Source organism: Streptomyces sp. NPDC002888, from assembly GCF_042888465.1.
In the GTDB taxonomy this organism is placed as follows: domain Bacteria; phylum Actinomycetota; class Actinomycetes; order Streptomycetales; family Streptomycetaceae; genus Streptomyces.
The window spans coordinates 1-18,715 of record NZ_JBIAPU010000022.1 but is presented as its reverse complement, the minus strand read 5'-3'; the positions used below and the strand labels follow the sequence as shown (position 1 = coordinate 18,715).

12 protein-coding genes are annotated in these 18,715 nt (G+C 72.9%); 9 read left to right on the top strand and 3 right to left on the bottom strand.

Annotation, left to right across the window (positions count from 1 at the left end):
* Positions 1 to 16 precede the first annotated feature (16 nt).
* Positions 17 to 1,699, bottom strand: a complete 1,683-nt coding sequence (locus ACFYWX_RS31355) for an alkaline phosphatase D family protein (protein ID WP_389427840.1) — start codon at positions 1,697 to 1,699, stop codon at positions 17 to 19.
* A gap of 292 nt (positions 1,700 to 1,991) precedes the next feature.
* On the opposite strand from ACFYWX_RS31355, the gene ACFYWX_RS31350 reads away from it, so the two are divergent.
* The 6 genes from ACFYWX_RS31350 (at position 1,992) to ACFYWX_RS31325 (ending at position 12,557) form a co-directional block, all read left to right on the top strand.
* A complete protein-coding gene (locus ACFYWX_RS31350; protein WP_389428097.1) occupies positions 1,992 to 3,569 on the top strand; it encodes an acyl-CoA carboxylase subunit beta in 1,578 nt (525 codons plus the stop codon).
* Positions 3,570 to 3,650: 81 nt separating this feature from the next.
* The gene (locus ACFYWX_RS31345; RefSeq protein ID WP_389427838.1) at positions 3,651 to 5,414 is read left to right on the top strand and encodes a fatty acyl-AMP ligase; all 1,764 of its coding nucleotides are present in this window, start codon (positions 3,651 to 3,653) and stop codon (positions 5,412 to 5,414) included.
* The gene (locus ACFYWX_RS31340) at positions 5,411 to 9,418 is read left to right on the top strand and encodes an acyltransferase domain-containing protein (protein ID WP_389427836.1); all 4,008 of its coding nucleotides are present in this window, start codon (positions 5,411 to 5,413) and stop codon (positions 9,416 to 9,418) included. The genes ACFYWX_RS31345 and ACFYWX_RS31340 overlap by 4 nt, the downstream gene beginning before the upstream one ends.
* Positions 9,419 to 9,479: 61 nt before the next feature.
* Positions 9,480 to 10,427, top strand: coding sequence for an alpha/beta hydrolase (locus ACFYWX_RS31335; RefSeq protein WP_389427834.1), 948 nt, complete (start codon positions 9,480 to 9,482; stop codon positions 10,425 to 10,427).
* Between the two features lie 122 nt (positions 10,428 to 10,549).
* The gene (locus tag ACFYWX_RS31330; protein WP_389427832.1) at positions 10,550 to 11,770 is read left to right on the top strand and encodes a PucR family transcriptional regulator; all 1,221 of its coding nucleotides are present in this window, start codon (positions 10,550 to 10,552) and stop codon (positions 11,768 to 11,770) included.
* A gap of 145 nt (positions 11,771 to 11,915) precedes the next feature.
* Positions 11,916 to 12,557: a cutinase family protein gene (locus ACFYWX_RS31325; RefSeq protein ID WP_389427830.1), complete on the top strand. Its 642-nt coding sequence runs from the start codon at positions 11,916 to 11,918 to the stop codon at positions 12,555 to 12,557.
* A 56-nt stretch (positions 12,558 to 12,613) separates the two neighbouring features.
* On the opposite strand, the gene ACFYWX_RS31320 is transcribed toward ACFYWX_RS31325, so the two are convergent.
* Positions 12,614 to 14,332 carry a hypothetical protein gene (locus tag ACFYWX_RS31320; protein WP_389428095.1) on the bottom strand — a complete coding sequence of 573 codons (1,719 nt, stop codon included), beginning with the start codon at positions 14,330 to 14,332 and terminating at the stop codon, positions 12,614 to 12,616.
* Between the two features lie 238 nt (positions 14,333 to 14,570).
* Between ACFYWX_RS31320 and ACFYWX_RS31315 the strand changes: the two genes are divergently transcribed.
* From ACFYWX_RS31315 to ACFYWX_RS31305, 3 genes are all read left to right on the top strand, one after another.
* Positions 14,571 to 14,732 carry a hypothetical protein gene (locus tag ACFYWX_RS31315; RefSeq protein ID WP_389427828.1) on the top strand — a complete coding sequence of 54 codons (162 nt, stop codon included), beginning with the start codon at positions 14,571 to 14,573 and terminating at the stop codon, positions 14,730 to 14,732.
* A gap of 17 nt (positions 14,733 to 14,749) precedes the next feature.
* Positions 14,750 to 15,913, top strand: coding sequence for a PP2C family protein-serine/threonine phosphatase (locus ACFYWX_RS31310; protein ID WP_389427826.1), 1,164 nt, complete (start codon positions 14,750 to 14,752; stop codon positions 15,911 to 15,913).
* A 129-nt stretch (positions 15,914 to 16,042) separates the two neighbouring features.
* On the top strand, positions 16,043 to 16,720 hold the full coding sequence (locus tag ACFYWX_RS31305) for a LuxR C-terminal-related transcriptional regulator (RefSeq protein WP_389427824.1): 678 nt from the start codon (positions 16,043 to 16,045) through the stop codon (positions 16,718 to 16,720).
* A 93-nt stretch (positions 16,721 to 16,813) separates the two neighbouring features.
* On the opposite strand, the gene ACFYWX_RS31300 is transcribed toward ACFYWX_RS31305, so the two are convergent.
* Positions 16,814 to 18,481, bottom strand: coding sequence for a cellulase family glycosylhydrolase (locus tag ACFYWX_RS31300; protein WP_389427822.1), 1,668 nt, complete (start codon positions 18,479 to 18,481; stop codon positions 16,814 to 16,816).
* Between the last annotated feature and the right edge of the window lie 234 nt (positions 18,482 to 18,715).

Below are 18,715 nucleotides of genomic sequence, written 5' to 3'. Positions count from 1 at the left end.
GATCACTGGTCGCGTCTCACGCCGGTTCCAGGCCCGGGGCGCCCGCCTCGGTGACGAAGGAGCCGGAGGTGGTGAGGGCCGCGCCGGGCGTGGTCACGGAGGAGACGGTCTTGAAGTCGGCCCGGGCCGCCTGGCGTCCCAGCTCGACGCGCACGTAACCGCGTTGACCGTTGTAGAACTTCAGGTGGGGATTGGCCGTCATGTACCGGTCCCAGTTGGCGGGCTTCTCGGCACCGTCCTTGCCGCTGGCGACCGAGGTGGAGGTGAGCTCCGTGCCGAGGGTCCTGGAGGCCGGGTCGTCGAAGTCGTCCTTGATGTCGAAGGCGTAGCCCACGTGGACGTCGCCCGTGAGGACGAGCCAGTTGTCGACCCCGGCCGCCTTCGCGCCGGCGACGATGCGCTCGCGTGAGGCGCGGTAGCCGTCCCAGGCGTCCATGGAGACCCGGGACGGCTCGGTCAGGTCGAACTTCCGCTGCGAGAAGCACACCTGCTGCGGCATCACGTTCCACAGGGCGGTCGAGGCCCGCCATCCGTCGATCAGCCAGCGTTCCTGCTCGGCGCCGGTGAGGGTGCGCGCCGGATCGTCGGACTCGAGTCCCGGCGCGTGGGGCTTGTCGGCGTAGGCCTGGTCGGAGCGGTACTGGCGGGTGTCGAGGACGTCGAACTGGGCGAGTGTGCCCCACTGGAGCCGGCGGTACAGGCGCATGTCGGGGCCCTGCGGCAGTTGCGCGGCGCGCAGCGGCTGGTTCTCCCAGTACGCGCGGTAGGCGGCCGCGCGCCGGGGCAGGAACTGCTCCGGCGGGACGTCGCTCTCGGGGAAGCTCGCGGCGTAGTTGTTCTCCGTCTCGTGGTCGTCCCAGGTGACGACGAAGGGGTGGGCGGCGTGCGCGGCGCGCAGGTCGGGGTCGCTCTTGTAGAGGGCGTAGCGCAGCCGGTAGTCGGCGAGGGTCATGGTTTCGCGGTCGAAGACGTCGGGGAGCTGGGCTGCGGCGGTGTAGCGGCGCTCCCCTCCGGCCGCGTTCACGGGGTACTCGTACAGGTAGTCGCCGAGGTGGAGTACGAGGTCGACGTCGTCCTGCGCGAGGTGTTGGTAGGCGGTGTAGTAGCCGTCGTGGTAGGCCTGGCAGGACACGGCCGCGAAGCGGAGCGTCGAGGCGTCGAGGCCCTGCTCGGGTGCGGTGCGGGTCCGGCCGGTCGGGCTGATCCAGGCGCCGGTTCTGAAGCGGTAGTGGTAGACGGTGCCGGGCAGCAGGCCCTGGACGTCGACGTGCACGCTGTGGCCGTACTCCGCGTGGGCCAGGGCGGTGCCCTGCTTCACCACGATGCCGAAGTTCTCGTCCAGGGCCACCTCCCACTGGACGGACACGCGCTGCTCGCCGAGTCCGCCGTCCGGTTCGAACGGGGTGGGGGCCAGCCGTGTCCACAGCACCACGGAGTCCGGGAGGGGGTCTCCGGAGGCGACTCCGAGGGTGAACGGGTCGTCGGAGATGCGGGCCGCGTCGAGTTCGGGGGCGGCCGCCGCGCCCCGGGCCGGCTGGTTGGTGGTGAAGGCGAGCGTCGCGGCGGCCGCGGCGACGGTGAGGAAACGGCGGCGGTCGATGTGCCGGGCGGCGGCACGCAGGACGGCGTCGTGCGCAGAGAAGGGGTGCTGGCTCAGCAGGCTGTGACGACCCGTTCGCACTATCTGACGTCCTCTCATACAGGGGCGGCGGACCCCGCATGCTAATCAGACAAAACACCTGAAACAGGGGAGGACGTGCGGTGCGGTCACACAAGAGGCGGCGCGTCCGGTCGGCGCGCCGCCTCCTCCCACCTCGGTGGAACCGTGCTCACCGCCGGTCGGTTCCGCCACGAGCACCCCGGCCGCCCCTGCCTTGTCACCCGAGGACGAAGGTCCGTCCCGGAGGACTCACCTCGCGCAAACAGAGCCGCGATCCGCCCGGTTCCCCGCCCTGTCGCTGCCATATTCGAAAGCCACTTCGGAGGTGGCTGTGACGCGAGAGGCGACAACATCCCAGGCGAGGGACACGGCGACGCCCGAGCCCGACCGAACCGCCGAACGCATCGCCGACCTGGAACGCCGCAGGTCGGGGGCGAGGGCTCCGGGCGGAACGAGAAGACGGGGCGAGTTCGGCGCGCGGGAGCGGATCGAGCGGCTGCTGGATGCGGGCTCCTTCGCCGAGACCGGCCTTTTCGTGCGGGCCCGCTCCCTCGGGGACGGTGCCCGTCGCCCGTACGGGGACGGCGTCGTCACCGGACACGGCACGGTCGACGGGCGTGAGGTGTGCGTGTTCGCGCAGGACTCCACCGTCTTCGGCGGCAGCATGGGCGAGGCCTTCGGGGAGAAGACGATCGCCCTGATGGACCTCGCCCTCAAGACCGGCTGTCCGGTCGTCGGGCTGAACGACGGCGGCGGCGCCCGCATCCAGGAGGGCGTCGCCTCGCTCGCCCTGTACGCCGAGCTGGTGCGCCGCAACGTGCAGGCCTCCGGCGTGATCCCGCAGATCTCCGTCGTCCTGGGGCCATGCGCCGGCGGGGCCGCGTACTCACCCGCGATCACCGACTTCACGGTGATGGTGGACGGCGCCTCGCACATGTTCGTCACCGGGCCCGACGTCATCGAGGCCGTCACCGGCGAGCGCACCACCGCCGAGGAGCTGGGCGGCGCCCGCACCAGCAACGCCGTCAACGGCAACGCCCACTTCCTCGCCGCCGACGAGGAGGAGGCGCTCGACACCGTGCGCGACCTGCTGGCGTATCTGCCGGGCAACAACCTCGAACGGCCTCCGGAGTACGCGCCCGGGTCGGAGCCCGCCCCCGGGGACCGGCTCGACGAGGTCGTCCCCGACCGGCTCGGGCAGGCCTACGACATGCGGGACATCCTGTGCGCGGTCGTCGACGACGGCGAACTGCTGGAGGTGCAGGAACTGTTCGCGCCGAACATCATCTGTGCCCTCGCCCGCGTCGAGGGCCGTTCCGTCGGTGTCGTCGCCAACCAGCCGCTGCACTCCGCGGGCGTCCTCGACATCGACGCCTCCGAGAAGGCCGCGCGCTTCGTACGGTTCTGCGACGCGTTCGGCATCCCTTTGTTGACCTTCGCCGACGTCCCGGGCTACCTCTCCGGCGTCCGCCAGGAGCAGGCCGGCATCATCCGGCGCGGCGCGAAGCTGCTGTACGCGTACGCCGAGGCGACCGTCCCCAAGGTCACCGTGGTGGTGCGCAAGGCGTACGGCGGGGGCTACGCGGTGATGGGGTCCAAGCACCTGGGCGCCGACATCAACCTGGCCTGGCCCACGGCCCGCATCGCCGTCATGGGTGCCGAGGGCGCGGTGGGGGTCCTGCACCGGCGTGAGCTCGCCACCGCCGCCGACCCCGAGGCGCTGCGCGCCCACCTCGTCTCGCAGTACGAGAGCACCTACGGCACCCCCTACATCGCCGCCGAACGCGGATACGTCGACGACGTCATCGCCCCGCGTGACACGCGCGCCCATGTCTGCCGCGCCCTGCGCGCGCTGCGCGGCAAACGCGCCCCGATGCCGCAGCGCCGGCACGGCAACATCCCGCTCTGAGCCTCCCCCTTTCCCACGGATCCCTGTTCGCACGGATCCCTGATCGAGCCCACCCCCGCGACCGTGAGGAGCCACGCCCCCATGGACAGCCGCCGCCCCCCGCTCGCGCCCCCGTGCCGGACCCTGCCGGAGTACGTGCGGCACTGGGCCGAGACCACTCCCGACCGGAGGGCGTTCACCTTCGTCGACCACCCCGACCCGGATTCGCGCGGCGTCCACCGCACCCTGACCTGGCGCCGCCTGGAGCTGCGGGTGCGGGCGCTGGCCGCCCGGCTCGCCGAGGAGGCGCGGCCCGGGGACCGGGTGGCGCTGCTGTGCCCGCAGGGCACGGAGTACGTCACCGCGTTCCTGGCGTCCCTGTCCGCCGGCCTCGTCGCCGTGCCGCTGTATCCGCCGGGCCTGCCGGGACACGCCGACCGGCTGGCAGGCGTCCTGGCCGACGCGCGTCCCTCGGTCGTCGTGACGACGAGCGCCGCTCTGGAGGAGGTCCGCGGCTTCTGCGACGGGCAGCGGGTGCGGATCGTCGCCGCGGACCAGGTGCCCGACGAGGCCGCCGGGGACTGGCGGCCGGTCGAGCCCGACCCGGGCGCGACCGCCTACCTCCAGTACACCTCCGGCTCGACCCGGGCCCCGGCCGGCGTGGAGATCACCCACGCCAACGTCGCCGCCAACGCCTGGCAGGCGCTGACCGCCTACGGCGCCGACGAGCTTCCGGTGACCTGCGTGGGCTGGCTGCCGCTCTACCACGACATGGGGCTCGTCCTGAGCGTCGCCGCCCCGGTCGTACGCGGAGTGCTGTCGGTGCTCATGGACCCGGCCGCGTTCCTGCGGCAGCCCGTGCGCTGGCTCCGGCTGCTGACCGCGCATCCGCGGGCGGTGAGCGCCGCGCCCAACTTCGCGTACGACTACTGCGTCGCGGCCGTCGCCGAGAGCCAGAAGGCCGGGCTGCGGCTGGACCGGGTCACCGCGCTGATCAACGGCAGTGAGCCCGTCCGTCCCGGCACGGCCGACCGCTTCCACGCCGCGTTCGCCGCCCAGGGGCTCCCGGCGGAGAGCCACTGCCCCTCGTACGGCCTGGCCGAGGCCACCGTCTTCGTCAGTGCCGCCCGGCCGGGGGAGCCGTTGCGCCGCTTCGCCCTCGAACGTGACGCCCTCGCCACCGGCAAGGCGCTGCCCGCGCGACCGGACGACCCCACGGCCGTGCTCCTGGCGGGCTGCGGCGCCCCGGCGGGGCAGCGGGTCCGCATCGCCGACTCCGTGACCGGCGCGGTCCTGTCGGAGGGGGAGGTCGGCGAGATCCGGGTGCAGGGGCCCAACGTCGGGCGCGGCTACTGGAGCCAGGACGCGCACACTCGGCGGGTCTTCGACGCCGAGACGGCCGAAGCAGGACGCTGGCTGCGCACCGGCGACCTGGGGACCGTGCTGGACGGGCAGCTGCTCGTCACGGGGCGTCTGAAGGACCTGATCATCGTCGACGGGCGCAACCACTACCCGCAGGACGTCGAGGCAACGGCCCAGGAGGCGCATCCGGCCGTGCGCCGCGACCGGCTCGCCGCGTTCGCCGTGCCCGGCGGGGCGGGTGAACAGGGTGAGCGGGTGGTCGTGGTGGCCGAGCACGCGCGGACCACGAGCCTCGCCGAGATCGACGTACCGGCCCTGGTGCGTGCCGTGCGGGCGGCCGTCTCCGCCCGGCACGGGCTGCGGTTGGCGGATGTGGCGCTCGTGCCGCCGGGCACCGTGCCCCGTACCTCCAGCGGCAAGGTGTCGCGGGCGCTGACCCGTGGGCGGTACCTGGAGGGTGCGTACGAGGACCGTACGGCGGGCGTTGCCGGGGGCGTGGCATGAGGGCCGCCGACCAGGACGCCCTGCGTCGTCTGGTCACCGGGCGGGTGGCGTCGTGGAACGGCACGGATCCCCGGGACGTCGCGACGGACCGGCCGCTCGCGGACCTCGGCATGTCCTCGCGCGACGCGGTCGCCCTGGCCGGGGAACTCTCCCTCGCCCTGGGCCGTGAGCTGCCGTCGACACTGCTGTGGGAGACGCCCACGGTGGAGGCGCTGGTGGAGCGTCTGAGCAGTACGGCGCAGGAGAACCCACCCACGGCCGCCCAGGCTCCGACGCCGTACGCCGGCGAGCCCGTCGCCGTCATCGGCGAGCCCGTCGCCGTCATAGGGATCGGCTGCCGGCTGCCCGGCGGGGTGCACGGTCCCGCCGATTACTGGCGGCTGCTGACGGATGGCGTCGACGCGATCCGGCGCGTCCCGGAGGACCGGTGGCGGGACTTCACCGCGTTCCCGCCCGCCGACGCCCTTTTGTACGGCGGCTACCTCGACGACGTCGCCGGGTTCGACGCGGACTTCTTCCGCGTCAGTCCGCGCGAGGCCGCGGTGATGGACCCCCAGCAGCGCATGCTCCTGGAGGTCGTCCAGGAGACGCTCGACCACGCCGCAGTGCCCGCCGCGTTGCTCGCCGGCACCGCCACCGGCGTCTTCGTCGGTGTGTCCGCCCCGGAGTACGGGCAGCTCACCGGCGCCGACCCGGCCGCAGTCGATCCCTGGGCGCCGGCCGGCGGTTCGCTGAGCGTCGCCGCGGGGCGGCTGGCGTACGTGCTGGACACGCGGGGGCCGAGCATGGCCGTCGACACGGCCTGTTCCTCGTCGCTGGTGGCCGTGCACCAGGCCTGTGTCAGCCTGCGCTCGGGCGAGAGCGACACGGCGATCGCCGCCGGGGTCAACGTGCTGCTCTCCCCCACGGTCACCGTCGCGTTCCGGCGGGCGGGCGCGCTCGCGCCGGACGGGCGGTGCAAGCCGTTCTCGGCGGCGGCCGACGGGATCGGCCGCGGCGAGGGATGCGCGGCCGTGCTGTTGAAGCGGCTGTCCGACGCCGAGCGGGACGGCGACCGCGTCCTCGCGGTCATCCGTGCCACGACGGTCAATTCCGACGGCCGCTCCAACGGCCTCCTGGCCCCCAACCCGGTCGCGCAGCAAGCCCTGTTGGAGACGGCCTACGCGCGGGCCGGGCTCACCCCGGCGCACGTGGACCACGTGGAGGCGCACGGCACCGGCACCCCGCTCGGCGATCCGATCGAGGCGGGCGCGCTCTCAGCGGTCCTCGGCCAGGGCCGCGACCCGGACCAGCCTCTGCTGCTCGGCTCCGTCAAGGGCAACCTGGGCCACCTGGAGCCCGCAGCGGGCATCGCGGGCCTGGTGAAGACCGTGCTCGCCCTCCACCACGACCTCATCCCGCCGTCCCTGCACTGCGCGGACGGCAGCTCCCTCGGCGACGCCCGGCTGCGCGTGGTGACCGAGCCCGAGCCGTGGCCGCGCTACGGCGGCACGGCCACCGCCGGGGTCTCCGGTTTCGGCTTCGGCGGCACCAACGCCCATGCCGTACTGGAGGAATGGCGGCCCGCCGCCCTCCCGCCGTCCCCTGCCGACGAACCCGCCGCCCGCCTCCACCTCCTCTCCGACACCGACACCGACCGCCTGCGCGACACCGCCTCCCGGCTCGCCGACTGGCTCCGCACGCCCGAGGGAAGCGCCGCGCACCCCGCCGACGTGGCGCGCACGCTCGCCGGGCGCACCGGACGCGGATCCGTGCGTGCCGCCGTCGCGGCCCGGGACGGAGACGAACTCGTCGATGCCCTGGGCGCGTTGGCGGCGGGGCGACCGGACCCCCGGGTCGTGACCGGCGAGCGCGACCGCGTCGGGCGCGGCCCGGTGTGGGTCTTCTCCGGGTACGGCAGCCAGTGGATCGGCATGGGACGCCGACTGCTGGCCGAGGAACCCGCCTTCGCGGCGGCCGTGGAGAAGCTCGACGCACAACTGGCCCCGGAGTGCGGGCTGTCGCTGTACGACCACCTGGCGACCGGGGGCGACCTCGATCACCTGGAGGTCGCCCAGCCCGTCCTGTTCGGTGTCCAGGTGGCGCTCGCCGAGCTGTGGCGCTCCCACGGCGTCGAGCCCGCCGCCGTGATCGGCCACTCCATGGGCGAGGTGACCGCCGCCGTGTGCGCGGGCGCGCTGGAGGTGCCGGAGGCGGCGCGCGTCATCGCCGTACGGGCCCGGCTGCTGAGCGGGCTGCGCGGCGGGGCGATGGCGGTCGTGGACGTGGAGGACTCCGAACTGGGCTCTCTGCGACGGGAGTTCCCCGATGTCCACGTCGCCGTTCACTCCTCGCCCCGCCAGAAGGTCGTCACCGGTGAGGAGGAGGCGGTGGCCCGGCTCGTGCGCCGGCTGGAGGAGCGGGGGCGGGCCGCGCGGGCCATGCGGGTCGTCGGGGCCGGGCACTCGCCCCAGGTCGACGCGCTGCTGCCGGAGCTGACCGGGGCGTTGTCCGACGTCCGGGGGCGGCGGCCGCGCGTCCCCGTCTACTCCACCGTCCTCGACGACCCGCGCGGCGACTGTGTGTTCGACGCCGCCCACTGGGCCGCCAACCTGCGCCGTCCCGTGCGCCTGGACCGGGCCCTCGCGGCGGCCGCCGCCGACGGTCACACCGCGTTCGTCGAAGTCTCGCCCCACCCGGTGCTGGCGGGGGCCGTGGCGGACACCGTGCCCGACGCGCTCTTCGTCGGGACGCTGCGGCGCGACGCCGACGGTTCTGCCGCGTTCGCCGGGCAGTTGGGCGCACTGTACGCGGCGGGGCAGAGACTGCCTCGACCGTCCGGACGTGTCATCGACCTGCCGGCGCCCCGATGGCGGCACGTGCGGTACTGGTGGACGGACGGGCGGGCGGCCCCCGCCACGGTCGCGTCGGCTCCGGCAGACCATCCGCCTGCCGCGACCCCCACCGTCGCGGGCGATTCCTCCTCCGCCCTGGCCCGCCTGACCCACCACATGTCCGCCGTCACCGGCCACCCGCCGACGCGTATCACCGCCACCACCGCACTCGCCGACCTCGGCCTGGACTCCCTGATGGCCGTCCGCATCCGCACCGCCGTGGAACGCGAGTTCGGGATCGACCTGCCGCTGCGCGACCTGTTCGGCGCCACCACCGTCGAGGAGGCCGCCGCCCGCATCGACCGCGCCCTCCCGGCGGCGACGCCCCTGCGTACGCTCCGCGCCACCGGCTCCGGCGCCCCGCTCTTCCTGGTCCACGCGGCCGGCGGGCCCACCGACGTCTACCGGCCCCTCGTCGAACGGCTCGGCGACGACCGGCCGGTGCACGGACTGGAGCGCGTCGAGGACGCCCGCAGCGTGCCGGAGAAGGCACGTCGCTACGCCGAGGCGATCTCCGCCGTCCACCCGGACGGGCCCTGCCTGCTGGGCGGTTGGTCCTTCGGCGGCTTCGTCGCCCAGGAGTGCGCGCGGCAACTGACCGCCGCCGGACGCGAGGTGCGGTCGGTCGTGCTCATCGACTCCGTACGGCCCCTCCCCCAGCCCGGCCGCACACCGGCCGACCGGATCCGCGCCCACTTCTCGGGCTTCGCCCGCCATGTCGCCGAAACGTACGGCGTGGTGCTGAAGTTGCCGTACGACGAGCTGGTCGCGACCGAGGACGACGGCGACCGTATCGACACCGTGCTGCGGGCCCTGCGCGAGGCCGCCGACGTGCCGCCCTCGGCGCTGGCCCACCAGCGCGCCTCCTACCTGGACCTGAGGATCGGCGAGGCCCACCGTCCGGACCGCTACGAGGGGCCGGTGGTCCTGTACCGGGCCACCGAGCCCGCCCCGCACACGGTGCGCGACCCGGCGTACGAGCGGGACGACGAGACGCTCGGCTGGGACGAGGTGTGCCCGCGCCTGGAGGTCGTACCGGTGGCAGGGCACCACCTGTCGCTGCTGGACCTGCCGCACGTCGACGAGATCGCCGCCCATCTGCGGCGGGCCCTCGCCGAGCAGAGCCACTGAGCGCCGCCAAGAGTCGCCGAGAGCCGATGACACCCGCCGACCCGCATCCCGAGGAGCCGCCATGTCCGACCGCACCAACGGCGTGTCCCGACGCGCCGTCACCAAAGCCGCGACGGCCGCCGGTCTGGCCGTCCTGTTCGGCGCCGCGTCCGCCACCGCCCGCGCCCGGGCCGCCACCACCCGCCTCGGAGCGCGCACCCTGGACGTGTCCGTCGCCTCCGCCGCGCTGGGCCGCGCTGCGCCGGTCCGGCTGATCCTCCCGACCGGGTTCGACTCGCAGCCCGGGCGCACCTACCCCGTGCTGTACCTGCTGCACGGCGCCCACGACGACTACACGTCGTGGACCCGGGAGACCGACATCGAGGCCTTCACCGCGGGCCGCGACCTGATCGTGGCGATGCCGGACGCGGGCCCGACCGGCATTCCCTCCGCCTGGCGCAGCGGCCCCGACTACGAGACGTTCCAGCTGAAGGAGGTCCCCGCGCTGCTGGCCCGCGACTACCGGGCGTCCGGTGTGCGGGCCGTCGCCGGGGTCTCCACCGGTGGCTACGGGGCGATGGCGCACGCGGCCCGCCACCCGGGCATGTTCTCCGCGGCCGCCTCCTACAGCGGCATCCTCGACACCACCGCACCCGGTGTGCCGAGCATCCTGGACGCCATCGTGGCCCGGGAGAACCTGCTGCCGCTGTCCCTGTGGGGCAATCCGGTCCTGAATTTCCTCACCTGGCGCGACTTCAACCCGCGTACCCGCGCCGAGGGGTTGCGCGGCACCCCCCTGTACGTCTCCAGCGGCAGCGGGGTGGCCGGCGGCAGCGGTGACTGGTTTCCCGAGGCGCTGGAAAGCGCCCTGTGGCCGTCCGCCCACTTCTTCACCGACGCGCTGGCACTGCTGCGCATCCCCGCCACCGTCCACTACTACACGGGAGGAGGACACAGCTGGACCTACTGGAAACGGGAGTTCACCGCGTCATGGCCGATGCTCGCCCGTGCGCTGGGGGTGCCGGAGTGATGTCGGTGCCGTCGGGGCACGGAACGGAGCGCAGGGGACGTCCGTCCAACACCGGACTTCCCACTCGCCCCACGGGCAGCGTCCCGCGGGTGAGCCGCTTCCGGGTGAAAGGAGTGTCCGCCGTGGCTGTCCCCACCCCGCACGGTGTACCGGACGACCTCGGAGCCGCGCCGGTACCGGCCGACCTGGCCGGGCTGCTGCGCGCGCAACTCGAGGCCGTCGCCGACGACGTGGAGGAGGAGGTCCGCAGACAGGTCCCCGAGTACGCGCGGCCGGCCGACGGCGCCTACGGCAAGAACCTCAGGTCCGGAGTGGTGCAGGCGCTGACCCTGTTCGTCGACCACATCGCCGACCCGCGCCGAGGGGCTGACGCGATCGCCGCGACGTACTACGAGCTCGGGCGCGGCGAGGCTCTGGAGGGCCGCAGTCTGGACGCGCTGCAGTCCGCGCTGCGCGTCGGCGGGCTGCACGCCTGGCGGCTGATGGGCCGTACGGCGGAGGAGCTCGGGCTGGACTCCGCGGTGGTGGCCGCGCTGGGCGAACTGGCCTTCCGGACGGTCCACGAGGTCGCGGAGGCGGCCGCGGCCGGGTACGCGGAGGCCCAGCTGCGCAGCACGGACGAGTTGGAGCGCCGCCGCAGGCGCCTGCTCGACCTGCTCCTGGCGGAGGGGCCGGTGTCCCTGGAGGCGGTGCAGGGGGTGGCGCACGGCGCCCGCTGGTCGGTGCCCCGGCACGTGGCGGTCGTGGCGCTGGCGGCCACCCCGGACCAGCGCGAGGAGGACCGGCCACTGTCGGCGGCGGGCGCGCTGGTGGACATGGAGTCGCGTCCGCCGCGCATGCTGGTGCCGGACCCGGACGGGTCCGGCCGCTTCGGCGGCCGGGCCTTCGCCCTCGCGCTGCGCGGCCGGCCGGCCGCGATCGGCCCGACGGTGCCGCTGACGGAGGCCGCGCAGTCGTTGCACTGGGCCACCCGGGCGCTGGGGCTGATGGGCCGGGGCATCCTCCCGCGGCAGGGTGTGGTGCGGTGTGCCGACCACCTCTCGACGCTGCTGCTGCACAGCGACGAACCACTTCTCGGCCAGTTGCAGGCACGGGTCCTCGCCCCGCTCGGCGCGGTGTCGGCGGGGCAGCGGCCCCGGCTGGCCGAGACGCTGCTGGCCTGGCTGCTCAGCGGCAGCAACGTGCCCGACGTGGCCGCCCGTCTGCACATCCACCCGCAGACGGTCCGCTACCGCCTGCGCCAGCTGGAGAAGCTGTTCGGCGACGCCCTGCACGACCCGGACACACGGCTGGACCTCGTTCTCGCGTTGCGCGCGGAGGCGCTGCGGGCGCAGGAGACGTAAGGAATTCATCCACCCACTCACCGCAGAACAAAAAGACGTGGGGTTTCTGAATTCCCGTTCATAACACCTCGTCAGGAAACACGAATACGTTCGGGACCGTCCTTTTCCCCAGGCGCTTCATGCGCCCCACCCACAAAGGATCCCCATGCGTATCCGCTTGTGTCTCGCCGCGCTCTCGCTGGTCGGCGGGGCTGGTATCGCCACCCTCTCGGCACCCGCCGCGTCCGCCGCCGCCTGCTCGGACATCGACGTCGTCGCAGCTCGCGGCACGTTCGAGCCGGGCACGCTCGGTTTCATCGTCGGTGACCCGGTGTACTCCGCGCTGCAGAAGAAAGTGACGGGCAAGAGCCTGTCCAGCTACAAGGTGAACTATCCCGCGGACCTCTCCCTCACTTCGGCCGCACAGGGCAACTCGGATCTGGTGAACCACGTCAAGAGCCAGGCCGCGGCGTGCCCGAATCAGCGTTTCGTGCTCGTCGGCTATTCGCAGGGCGCGAACGTCGTCGACAACTCGATCGGAATCAGCAGCGCCGGCGCGGTCGTCGGCAGCCCCATCGTGGCCACCATCCCCGCCGCGCTGGAGCCGAGGGTCGCCGCGGTGCTGCTGTTCGGCAACCCGATACGCGCCCTCGGCAAGAGCGTCACCGGCACCTACCAGAGCCGCACCTTCGACACCTGCGCGAAGGGCGACCCGGTCTGCGAGAACGGCGGGGGTGACGTGGGGGCGCACCTGAGCTACCGCGACGACGCCGACGCCGGGGCCTCCTTCGCCGCCGGCAGGGTCTGAGCGAGCACAGCGGTGGGGCCCGGGAGGACTTCTTCCCGGGCCCCACCCATGTACGGCTACCGGGGCGAGCGGGCGAACGCCTCCAGGTTGGTGGAGACGGGCTCGGGACGCCCGTTGTTCTGCTCGGGTGCCGCGGTCAGCACGTCGAGGTGCTGGTAGCCGTCGGCGACGACGGGGTGCAGGTCGGCCGGGACGCGGCCCGCCAGCAGCCCGTCACCGGCGAGCACCGTGAGCGTCGGGTTGGCCGTGAGCCCGTCGGGGTGGACGACGAGCCGCTTCACCTGCGGTGAGGTGCCCAGCTGGATGTCGGTGACCAGCTTGGTCGGGAAGTACTGCTCCGTGAAGTCCAGCGGCTGCTCCGCCAGGCTGCGCGCCAGTTCCCGGACGTCCGTGACCTCCTTGCCCGCGCCCGTGAACGGCGTGCCGTCGGCCGACCGGTAGCCCGGGTCGTCGGGGTCGCCGACCCGGTCGTAGTTGCGCCAGGTGAAGAGCGGCCCGCCCGGCTGGTCCGGGATGGCCTTGTACGCGGTGCCGTAGAGACCCGGCTGCTGGGAGCCGCCGTTGGCCACGGGGAAGCTCTTGTCGGCGATCGGTCCGCCGTCGAAGAAGCCCACGCTGCTCTGGAGGAACGCCAGGGGTACGGAGTTGTCGTCCAGCAGCGCCCCGAGCACGGCCGCGTTGGTGAGCCGGAAGTCCTTCACGGCGGGTGAGCCGGTGAGGAACGCGGCGGCGTCCTTGGAGAACAGGAAGCGGTTGGTGGCCTCGATGTTGACGTTGGAGGGCAGGTATCGGGGCAGGTCGGCCTCACCGCCCGCGTCCTGCACGACCCCCAGGCCGGCGATGGCCAGCAGGGTCATGGTCTCCGGGTTGAGCAGCACCGGCGCGGACAGCGTGCGCGGCAGCACTCCGGTGTCGAGCCCGGCCTGCACCACGCCGTAGCCGAGGCCGATGTCGGGCAGGTTGGTGTCGTCGGGAATGCTGCCGCTGAGGTCGGCCAGGGAGGTGGAGACGGTGGTGTCCAGGGCGAAGTAGCCGGCGCAACTCTGGTACCCGGCGTCCGCAGTGGTGGCGCGGTTGCCGTCGAAGTCGGCGGCCGCGAAGTAGCCGGTGATCACGCCGCCCAGGGAATGCCCGCCGCACAGCACCTTCCGCTTGCGCAGGCCCTGGTCGGGCAGTTCGGCGGTGAGCAGGTCGTACTGGTCGCGGACGGTCTGCTCGATGCCGAGCTTCGCCATCCAGCCGAGTTCCCCGTTGCCGGTGAACCCGCCGAAGGTGCGGCCGTCGACCTTCTTGCCGCGGTAGTAGTACTCGACGGCCGTGTGCTGGTCGCCGGAGGCGATGCCGGTGCCGTCCTCCAGACAGTTGGAGCGCCGGTCCAGGGCCCAGAACTCGATGTGCCGCCCCTGTTCGGCGGCGCGCGCCACGGTGTTGCGGGCGACGCTGTCGAAGGCCCCGGCGCCCTCCAGGATGCCGGGCTGGGCGACGAGGATCCGGTCGGCGTCGGCCGACGCGGCGGGTCCGTCGGCGGAGCGGTAGCGCAGGTACGACAGCCAGTCGCACGCCGCGGGACGCGCCCCGAACGACGCCGGCAGCGGGATCTTCACCCGCACCACCGACTCGGTCACCTCGGTGACGGGGGAGGCCGACGTCACGGGGGTCTCGGTCCGCGCGTTCTGTCCCTGGGCCTCGGGTGCGGCGGCGGTGAGCGCGCCCGCGGTCAGCAGCGCCGCCAGCACGGCGCCCAGGCCTCGCCCTGTTCTTCTTCTGCTGCGCATTCTGCTGCGACTCATCATGTCCATGGCCGGACGGTAGGACCGTGGCGGGCGCGGGATCAGGCAGTACTCACAGGAACGCAGCTTCCCGGTGGGGGCTTGTCATCGGGCCACATGCCGGAAGACGGGACACGCACGGGTACGCGTGCGTCACGCTCGGCGAGCGGCGCGAGGGGTCCGACGCGAGGGGTCCGGCGGCATGCATCACACAGACGCCCGTTGCCGGGCGTAATGTCCGAGTATGAGCAAGGCGTCGGCTTGCGCTGACACCGGGCCGGAGGGCGGCATGTCCGGGATCGAGGAGGCACCGGGGGTCGTCGAGGCACCGGACGACGCCCTGTGGGCGGCCCTGGCCGGCACCGTTCGGCGCACCGGCGCCTCCGTGGGCGCCCTCTGTACCTGATCGACGACGCGGGGCCCGTGCTGCGCCTGGTGGCCGTGTGCGGCCTGCCGGTGGAGTTCACCGCCCCCTGGCAGCGTCTGCCCCTGACGGCGCCGGCCCCGGTCGCGGACGCGATCCGTGACGACCGGCTGGTGCGGGTGGGGACCCAGGACGAGATGGTCCGCCGCTATCCGCGGGCCGCCGCCGTCCTGCCCTACCGCTTCGCGCTCGCCGCGGTCCCGCTGACCGGGGCGCGCCGCCGCTGGGGCGGGATCGTCCTGATGTGGCCCGCCGACCACCCCAAGGAGACCAAACACGCCTGGGCCTTCCTTCCCCTCATCATCTCGGGCCGCCCGGTGGGCTGCTGCATCCTTTCCTACGGCCATCCGCACACCTTCACCGCCGACGAGCGCGCCGGCCTGATCGCCCAGGCCCTGGACCGCGCCCGGCTCTACGACGCCAAGCACCGCCTCGTGGAGGAGCTCCAGCAGGCCCTGCTCCCCGGTACGCTGCCCGTGCTGCCCGGTCTCGACGTCGCCGCCCAGTACCTGCCCGCCGGACACGGCATCGAGGTCGGCGGTGACTTCTACGACCTGCTTCGCCTCGACAGCACCACCGCCGCCGCGGTCATCGGCGACGTCGAGGGGCACAGCGTCACCGCGGCCGCCCTCATGGGCCAGGTCCGTACGGCCATCCACGCCTACGCCACGGCCGGCGCGCCCCCCGACCAGGTCCTGGCCCGCACCAACCGGCTCCTCGCCGACCTGGACTCCGACCTGCTCGTCTCCTGCCTCTACGCGCACCTGGACCTGGCCCGTCACCGGCTCGTCATCGCCAACGCGGGCCATGTCCCCCCGCTGCTGCGCGAGGCCGACGGGCGCGCCCGCGTCCTCGACGTCGAACCCGGCCTTCTGCTGGGTGTCGACACCCGCGCCCAGTACCCCACGACCACGGTCACCCTGCCGCCGGGCGCGACCCTCGCCTTCTACACCGACGGCCTCGTCGAGGTCCCCGACACCGACGCCACCCAGGCCACCTCCGGTCTCGTCCGACACCTGGCGGCGACCGACGACCACGACCTGGACGGCCTGATCGGCAGTCTCGTCGACCACAACTGGCCCACGGGCCAGTACACGGACGACATCACCGTCCTCCTGCTGCGCTCGACCCCCGACCAGGGAGCAGGCGCCCGGCGGTCCTGAGGGGTGGCGGCAGCGGAGGACACCGAGGGATGTGACCCAGGCCACGAAAGAAACGGTGTCGTTTCGATGAGTGCCGGGCTACTCTGATCGCAAGGTGAACGAAACGGTTTCGTTCAGAGTGGAACCATCATGACCGCCGTCCTGATCGTCAACACCCAGTCCCTGCAACGCCTCGGACTCCGCATGCTCCTCGCGGCCCAGCCCGGACTGACCACAGTCGGCGAAGCGGCCACCGGCGCCGACGCGGTCCGCATGAGCGCGGAGCTCCACCCCGACGTCGTCCTGATGGACAGCCGCATCCCTCAGCGGGACGGTATCGACACCATCCGCCGCATCACACGCCCCGACCCCCAGCCCCGCCCCGGCACCCGAGCCCCGCGCGTCCTGCTGCTGACCCCCACGAGCGACGACGCGTATTCCTACACCGCCCTGCGCGCCGGAGCCGCCGGCTTCGTCCTGCACGACGCCACCCCCGACGAGCTCACCTCCGCCGTCCGCAGCGTGGCCGCCGGCAACGCCGTCATCACCCGTGGCCTCACCCGCAAACTCATCGACGCCGTCCGCCAACAGCGCCCCGCCGACCCGCCCGGGGGCGAACTCCGGCTGGACGCCCTCACCGACCGTGAACGCGACGTGCTCACGGCCATCGCCTCCGGCTGGTCCAACGCCGAGATCGCCACCCGCCTGTCCATCGCCCCGACCACGGTCAAGTCCCACGTGAGCCACATCCTCACGAAGATCGGCGCCCGCGCCCGCGTCCAGGCCGTGGTCTTCGCCTACGAGTCCGGCCTGGTGCGGCCGGCCTGACGGACCGGCGACCGGCAGGCCGACCGGCGGGGCGAGTGGCCCCGCCGGTCGATCGGGTTTCGGGGTCAGGCGTTCCGGGTCAGGCTTTCCGGGTCACGCGGTGGCGCAGGTGCTGCCGCTCAGGGTGAACGCGGTCGGCGCGGTGTTGGTGGCGCCCTTGGCGGCGATGAAGCCGACGGTGACCGAGCCGCCCGCGGAGATGGTCGAGGTGTAGGAGGCCGGGGCGACGCTCACCGTGGCGCCGCTCTGGGTGGGAGTCCCGCCCCACATGTTGCTGATGGTCTGGCCGTTGGCGAAGGCGAAGCCCAGGGTCCACCCGTTGATGGCGGCGGTGCCCGTGTTCTTGATCGTGATCTCGCCCTGGAAGCCGCCCTGCCACTCGCCCGCGACGCGATAGCCGACGGAGCAGTTCCCGGCCGGGGCGCTCGTGGTGGTGACGTTCACCGTGGCCGATCGGGCCGACCGGTTCCCGGCCGCGTCACGGGCGTACACCGCGAAGGTGTACGAGGTGGCCGCGCTCAGGCCGGTCACGGTGACGCCGTTGGTGGTGGAGGCGGCCACCTTGGTCTCGGAGCCGCCACTGACGCGGACGACGTCGTAGCCGGTGACCCCGACATTGTCGGTGGCGGCGCTCCAGCCGAGCGTGGCGGACGTGGCCGTCACGGCGGAGGCGGCCGGTGTGCCGGGCGCGGTCGGGGCCTGGGTGTCGCCCGGGTTGCCGCCGCCGAAGACGGTGGCCTCCTTGGAGGTCTGGGCGATGCCGTTGACCCCGTTGAAGATGCGCTGGCCCCACGAGCTGAGCTGTTTCGGGTCGAAGCCGATCGACAGGTCCAGGATCGGGTCGGTGTTGCCGCTCCAGGACCAGGCCAGGTAGCCGAGCTTGAGCTGCTGGGCGGTGGCCATCATGGTGTCCTCGTCGGGGTCGCCCCACTGGTCGGCGGGTCCGCCGAACTCACCGATGAGGATGGGCAGCTTGGCGGTGACGAAGGCGTTGAGGTAGTCGGTGATCTCCGCCGCGGTGTCGAAGACGCTGTACATGTGGATGGAGAAGATCAGGTTGCCGGTGGGATCGGCGTCGTAGACGGTCCGGGCGTTGGCGCGCATGACGCCCTGCCAGTCCTGTCCCCAGTTGGGCGCGTCCACCATGATCGTGTGCTCGAACCCGGCGGCCCGGAGCTTCTTGACGGCGGCGACCGTGGGGTCGGTCCAGCCGTCGGGGCTGGTGTTGCCCCAGGGCTCGTTGCCGATGTTGATGACGACGTAGTTCTCTTCGCCGGCGAGCACGCTCTTCAGGCCGATCCAGTAGTCGGCCGCGTGGTCGAGGGTCCCGGCCGCGGCTTCCTCGCCGTAGCCGGTGGTGTCGTGCACCTCCAGTACGCAGATGAGCCGGTTGGCCTTGCACTGGGCGACGACATTGGCCACGTCCTGGGCGCTGTTCTTGGTCCAGCGGTGGCCGTCGGAGAGGACGACCCGGACGGTGTTGGCGCCCAGCGCCTTCACGTCGGCGAGCGACTGGAGCTGGTTCGGGTACCAGGTGTGGGCGTGGTTGACGCCGCGCATGACGAAGTCGTTGCCGTTGCCCTCCAGCAGACGGCCGTTGCTGATGTGCAGACCGGTGGCCTGGACGCCGGGCGGCGACTGGGCCGCCTGTGCGGCGGCCGGGACGACGGCACCGAGGACGACGAGGCCCACGAGGGCGGCCAGGACGGTCAGCAGGCGGGCGAGGGGGCTCTTTCGGGTCGTGCTTCTTGCTCTTCTCACTGCGGACTCCAGGGAGTGAGCGCCAGGAAACATGGGCGTCAGAGGGAGGATGGGAGCGCTCCCATGAAGCCATCTCGCCAAGAACACGTCAAGACATCGCGCGCGTTCGCGATGCGCAAGACACGGAAGGCGCAGGTCGGTTCGCCCGAGTGAGCGTCTGGAGTGGTGGGATCGGAGTGGCTGTTTGACGGTGGATCACGTCAGACCGGGTCGTTCAGCTGACACCACGTCGGC

Coding starts and splice junctions, on each gene's coding strand:
- ACFYWX_RS31355 (WP_389427840.1), bottom strand. CDS start 1,699: ATGAGAGGACGTCAGATAGTGCGAACGGGTCGTCACAGCCTGCTGAGC.
- ACFYWX_RS31345 (WP_389427838.1), top strand. CDS start 3,651: ATGGACAGCCGCCGCCCCCCGCTCGCGCCCCCGTGCCGGACCCTGCCG.
- ACFYWX_RS31340 (WP_389427836.1), top strand. CDS start 5,411: ATGAGGGCCGCCGACCAGGACGCCCTGCGTCGTCTGGTCACCGGGCGG.
- ACFYWX_RS31335 (WP_389427834.1), top strand. CDS start 9,480: ATGTCCGACCGCACCAACGGCGTGTCCCGACGCGCCGTCACCAAAGCC.
- ACFYWX_RS31325 (WP_389427830.1), top strand. CDS start 11,916: ATGCGTATCCGCTTGTGTCTCGCCGCGCTCTCGCTGGTCGGCGGGGCT.
- ACFYWX_RS31320 (WP_389428095.1), bottom strand. CDS start 14,332: ATGCGCAGCAGAAGAAGAACAGGGCGAGGCCTGGGCGCCGTGCTGGCG.
- ACFYWX_RS31315 (WP_389427828.1), top strand. CDS start 14,571: ATGAGCAAGGCGTCGGCTTGCGCTGACACCGGGCCGGAGGGCGGCATG.
- ACFYWX_RS31305 (WP_389427824.1), top strand. CDS start 16,043: ATGACCGCCGTCCTGATCGTCAACACCCAGTCCCTGCAACGCCTCGGA.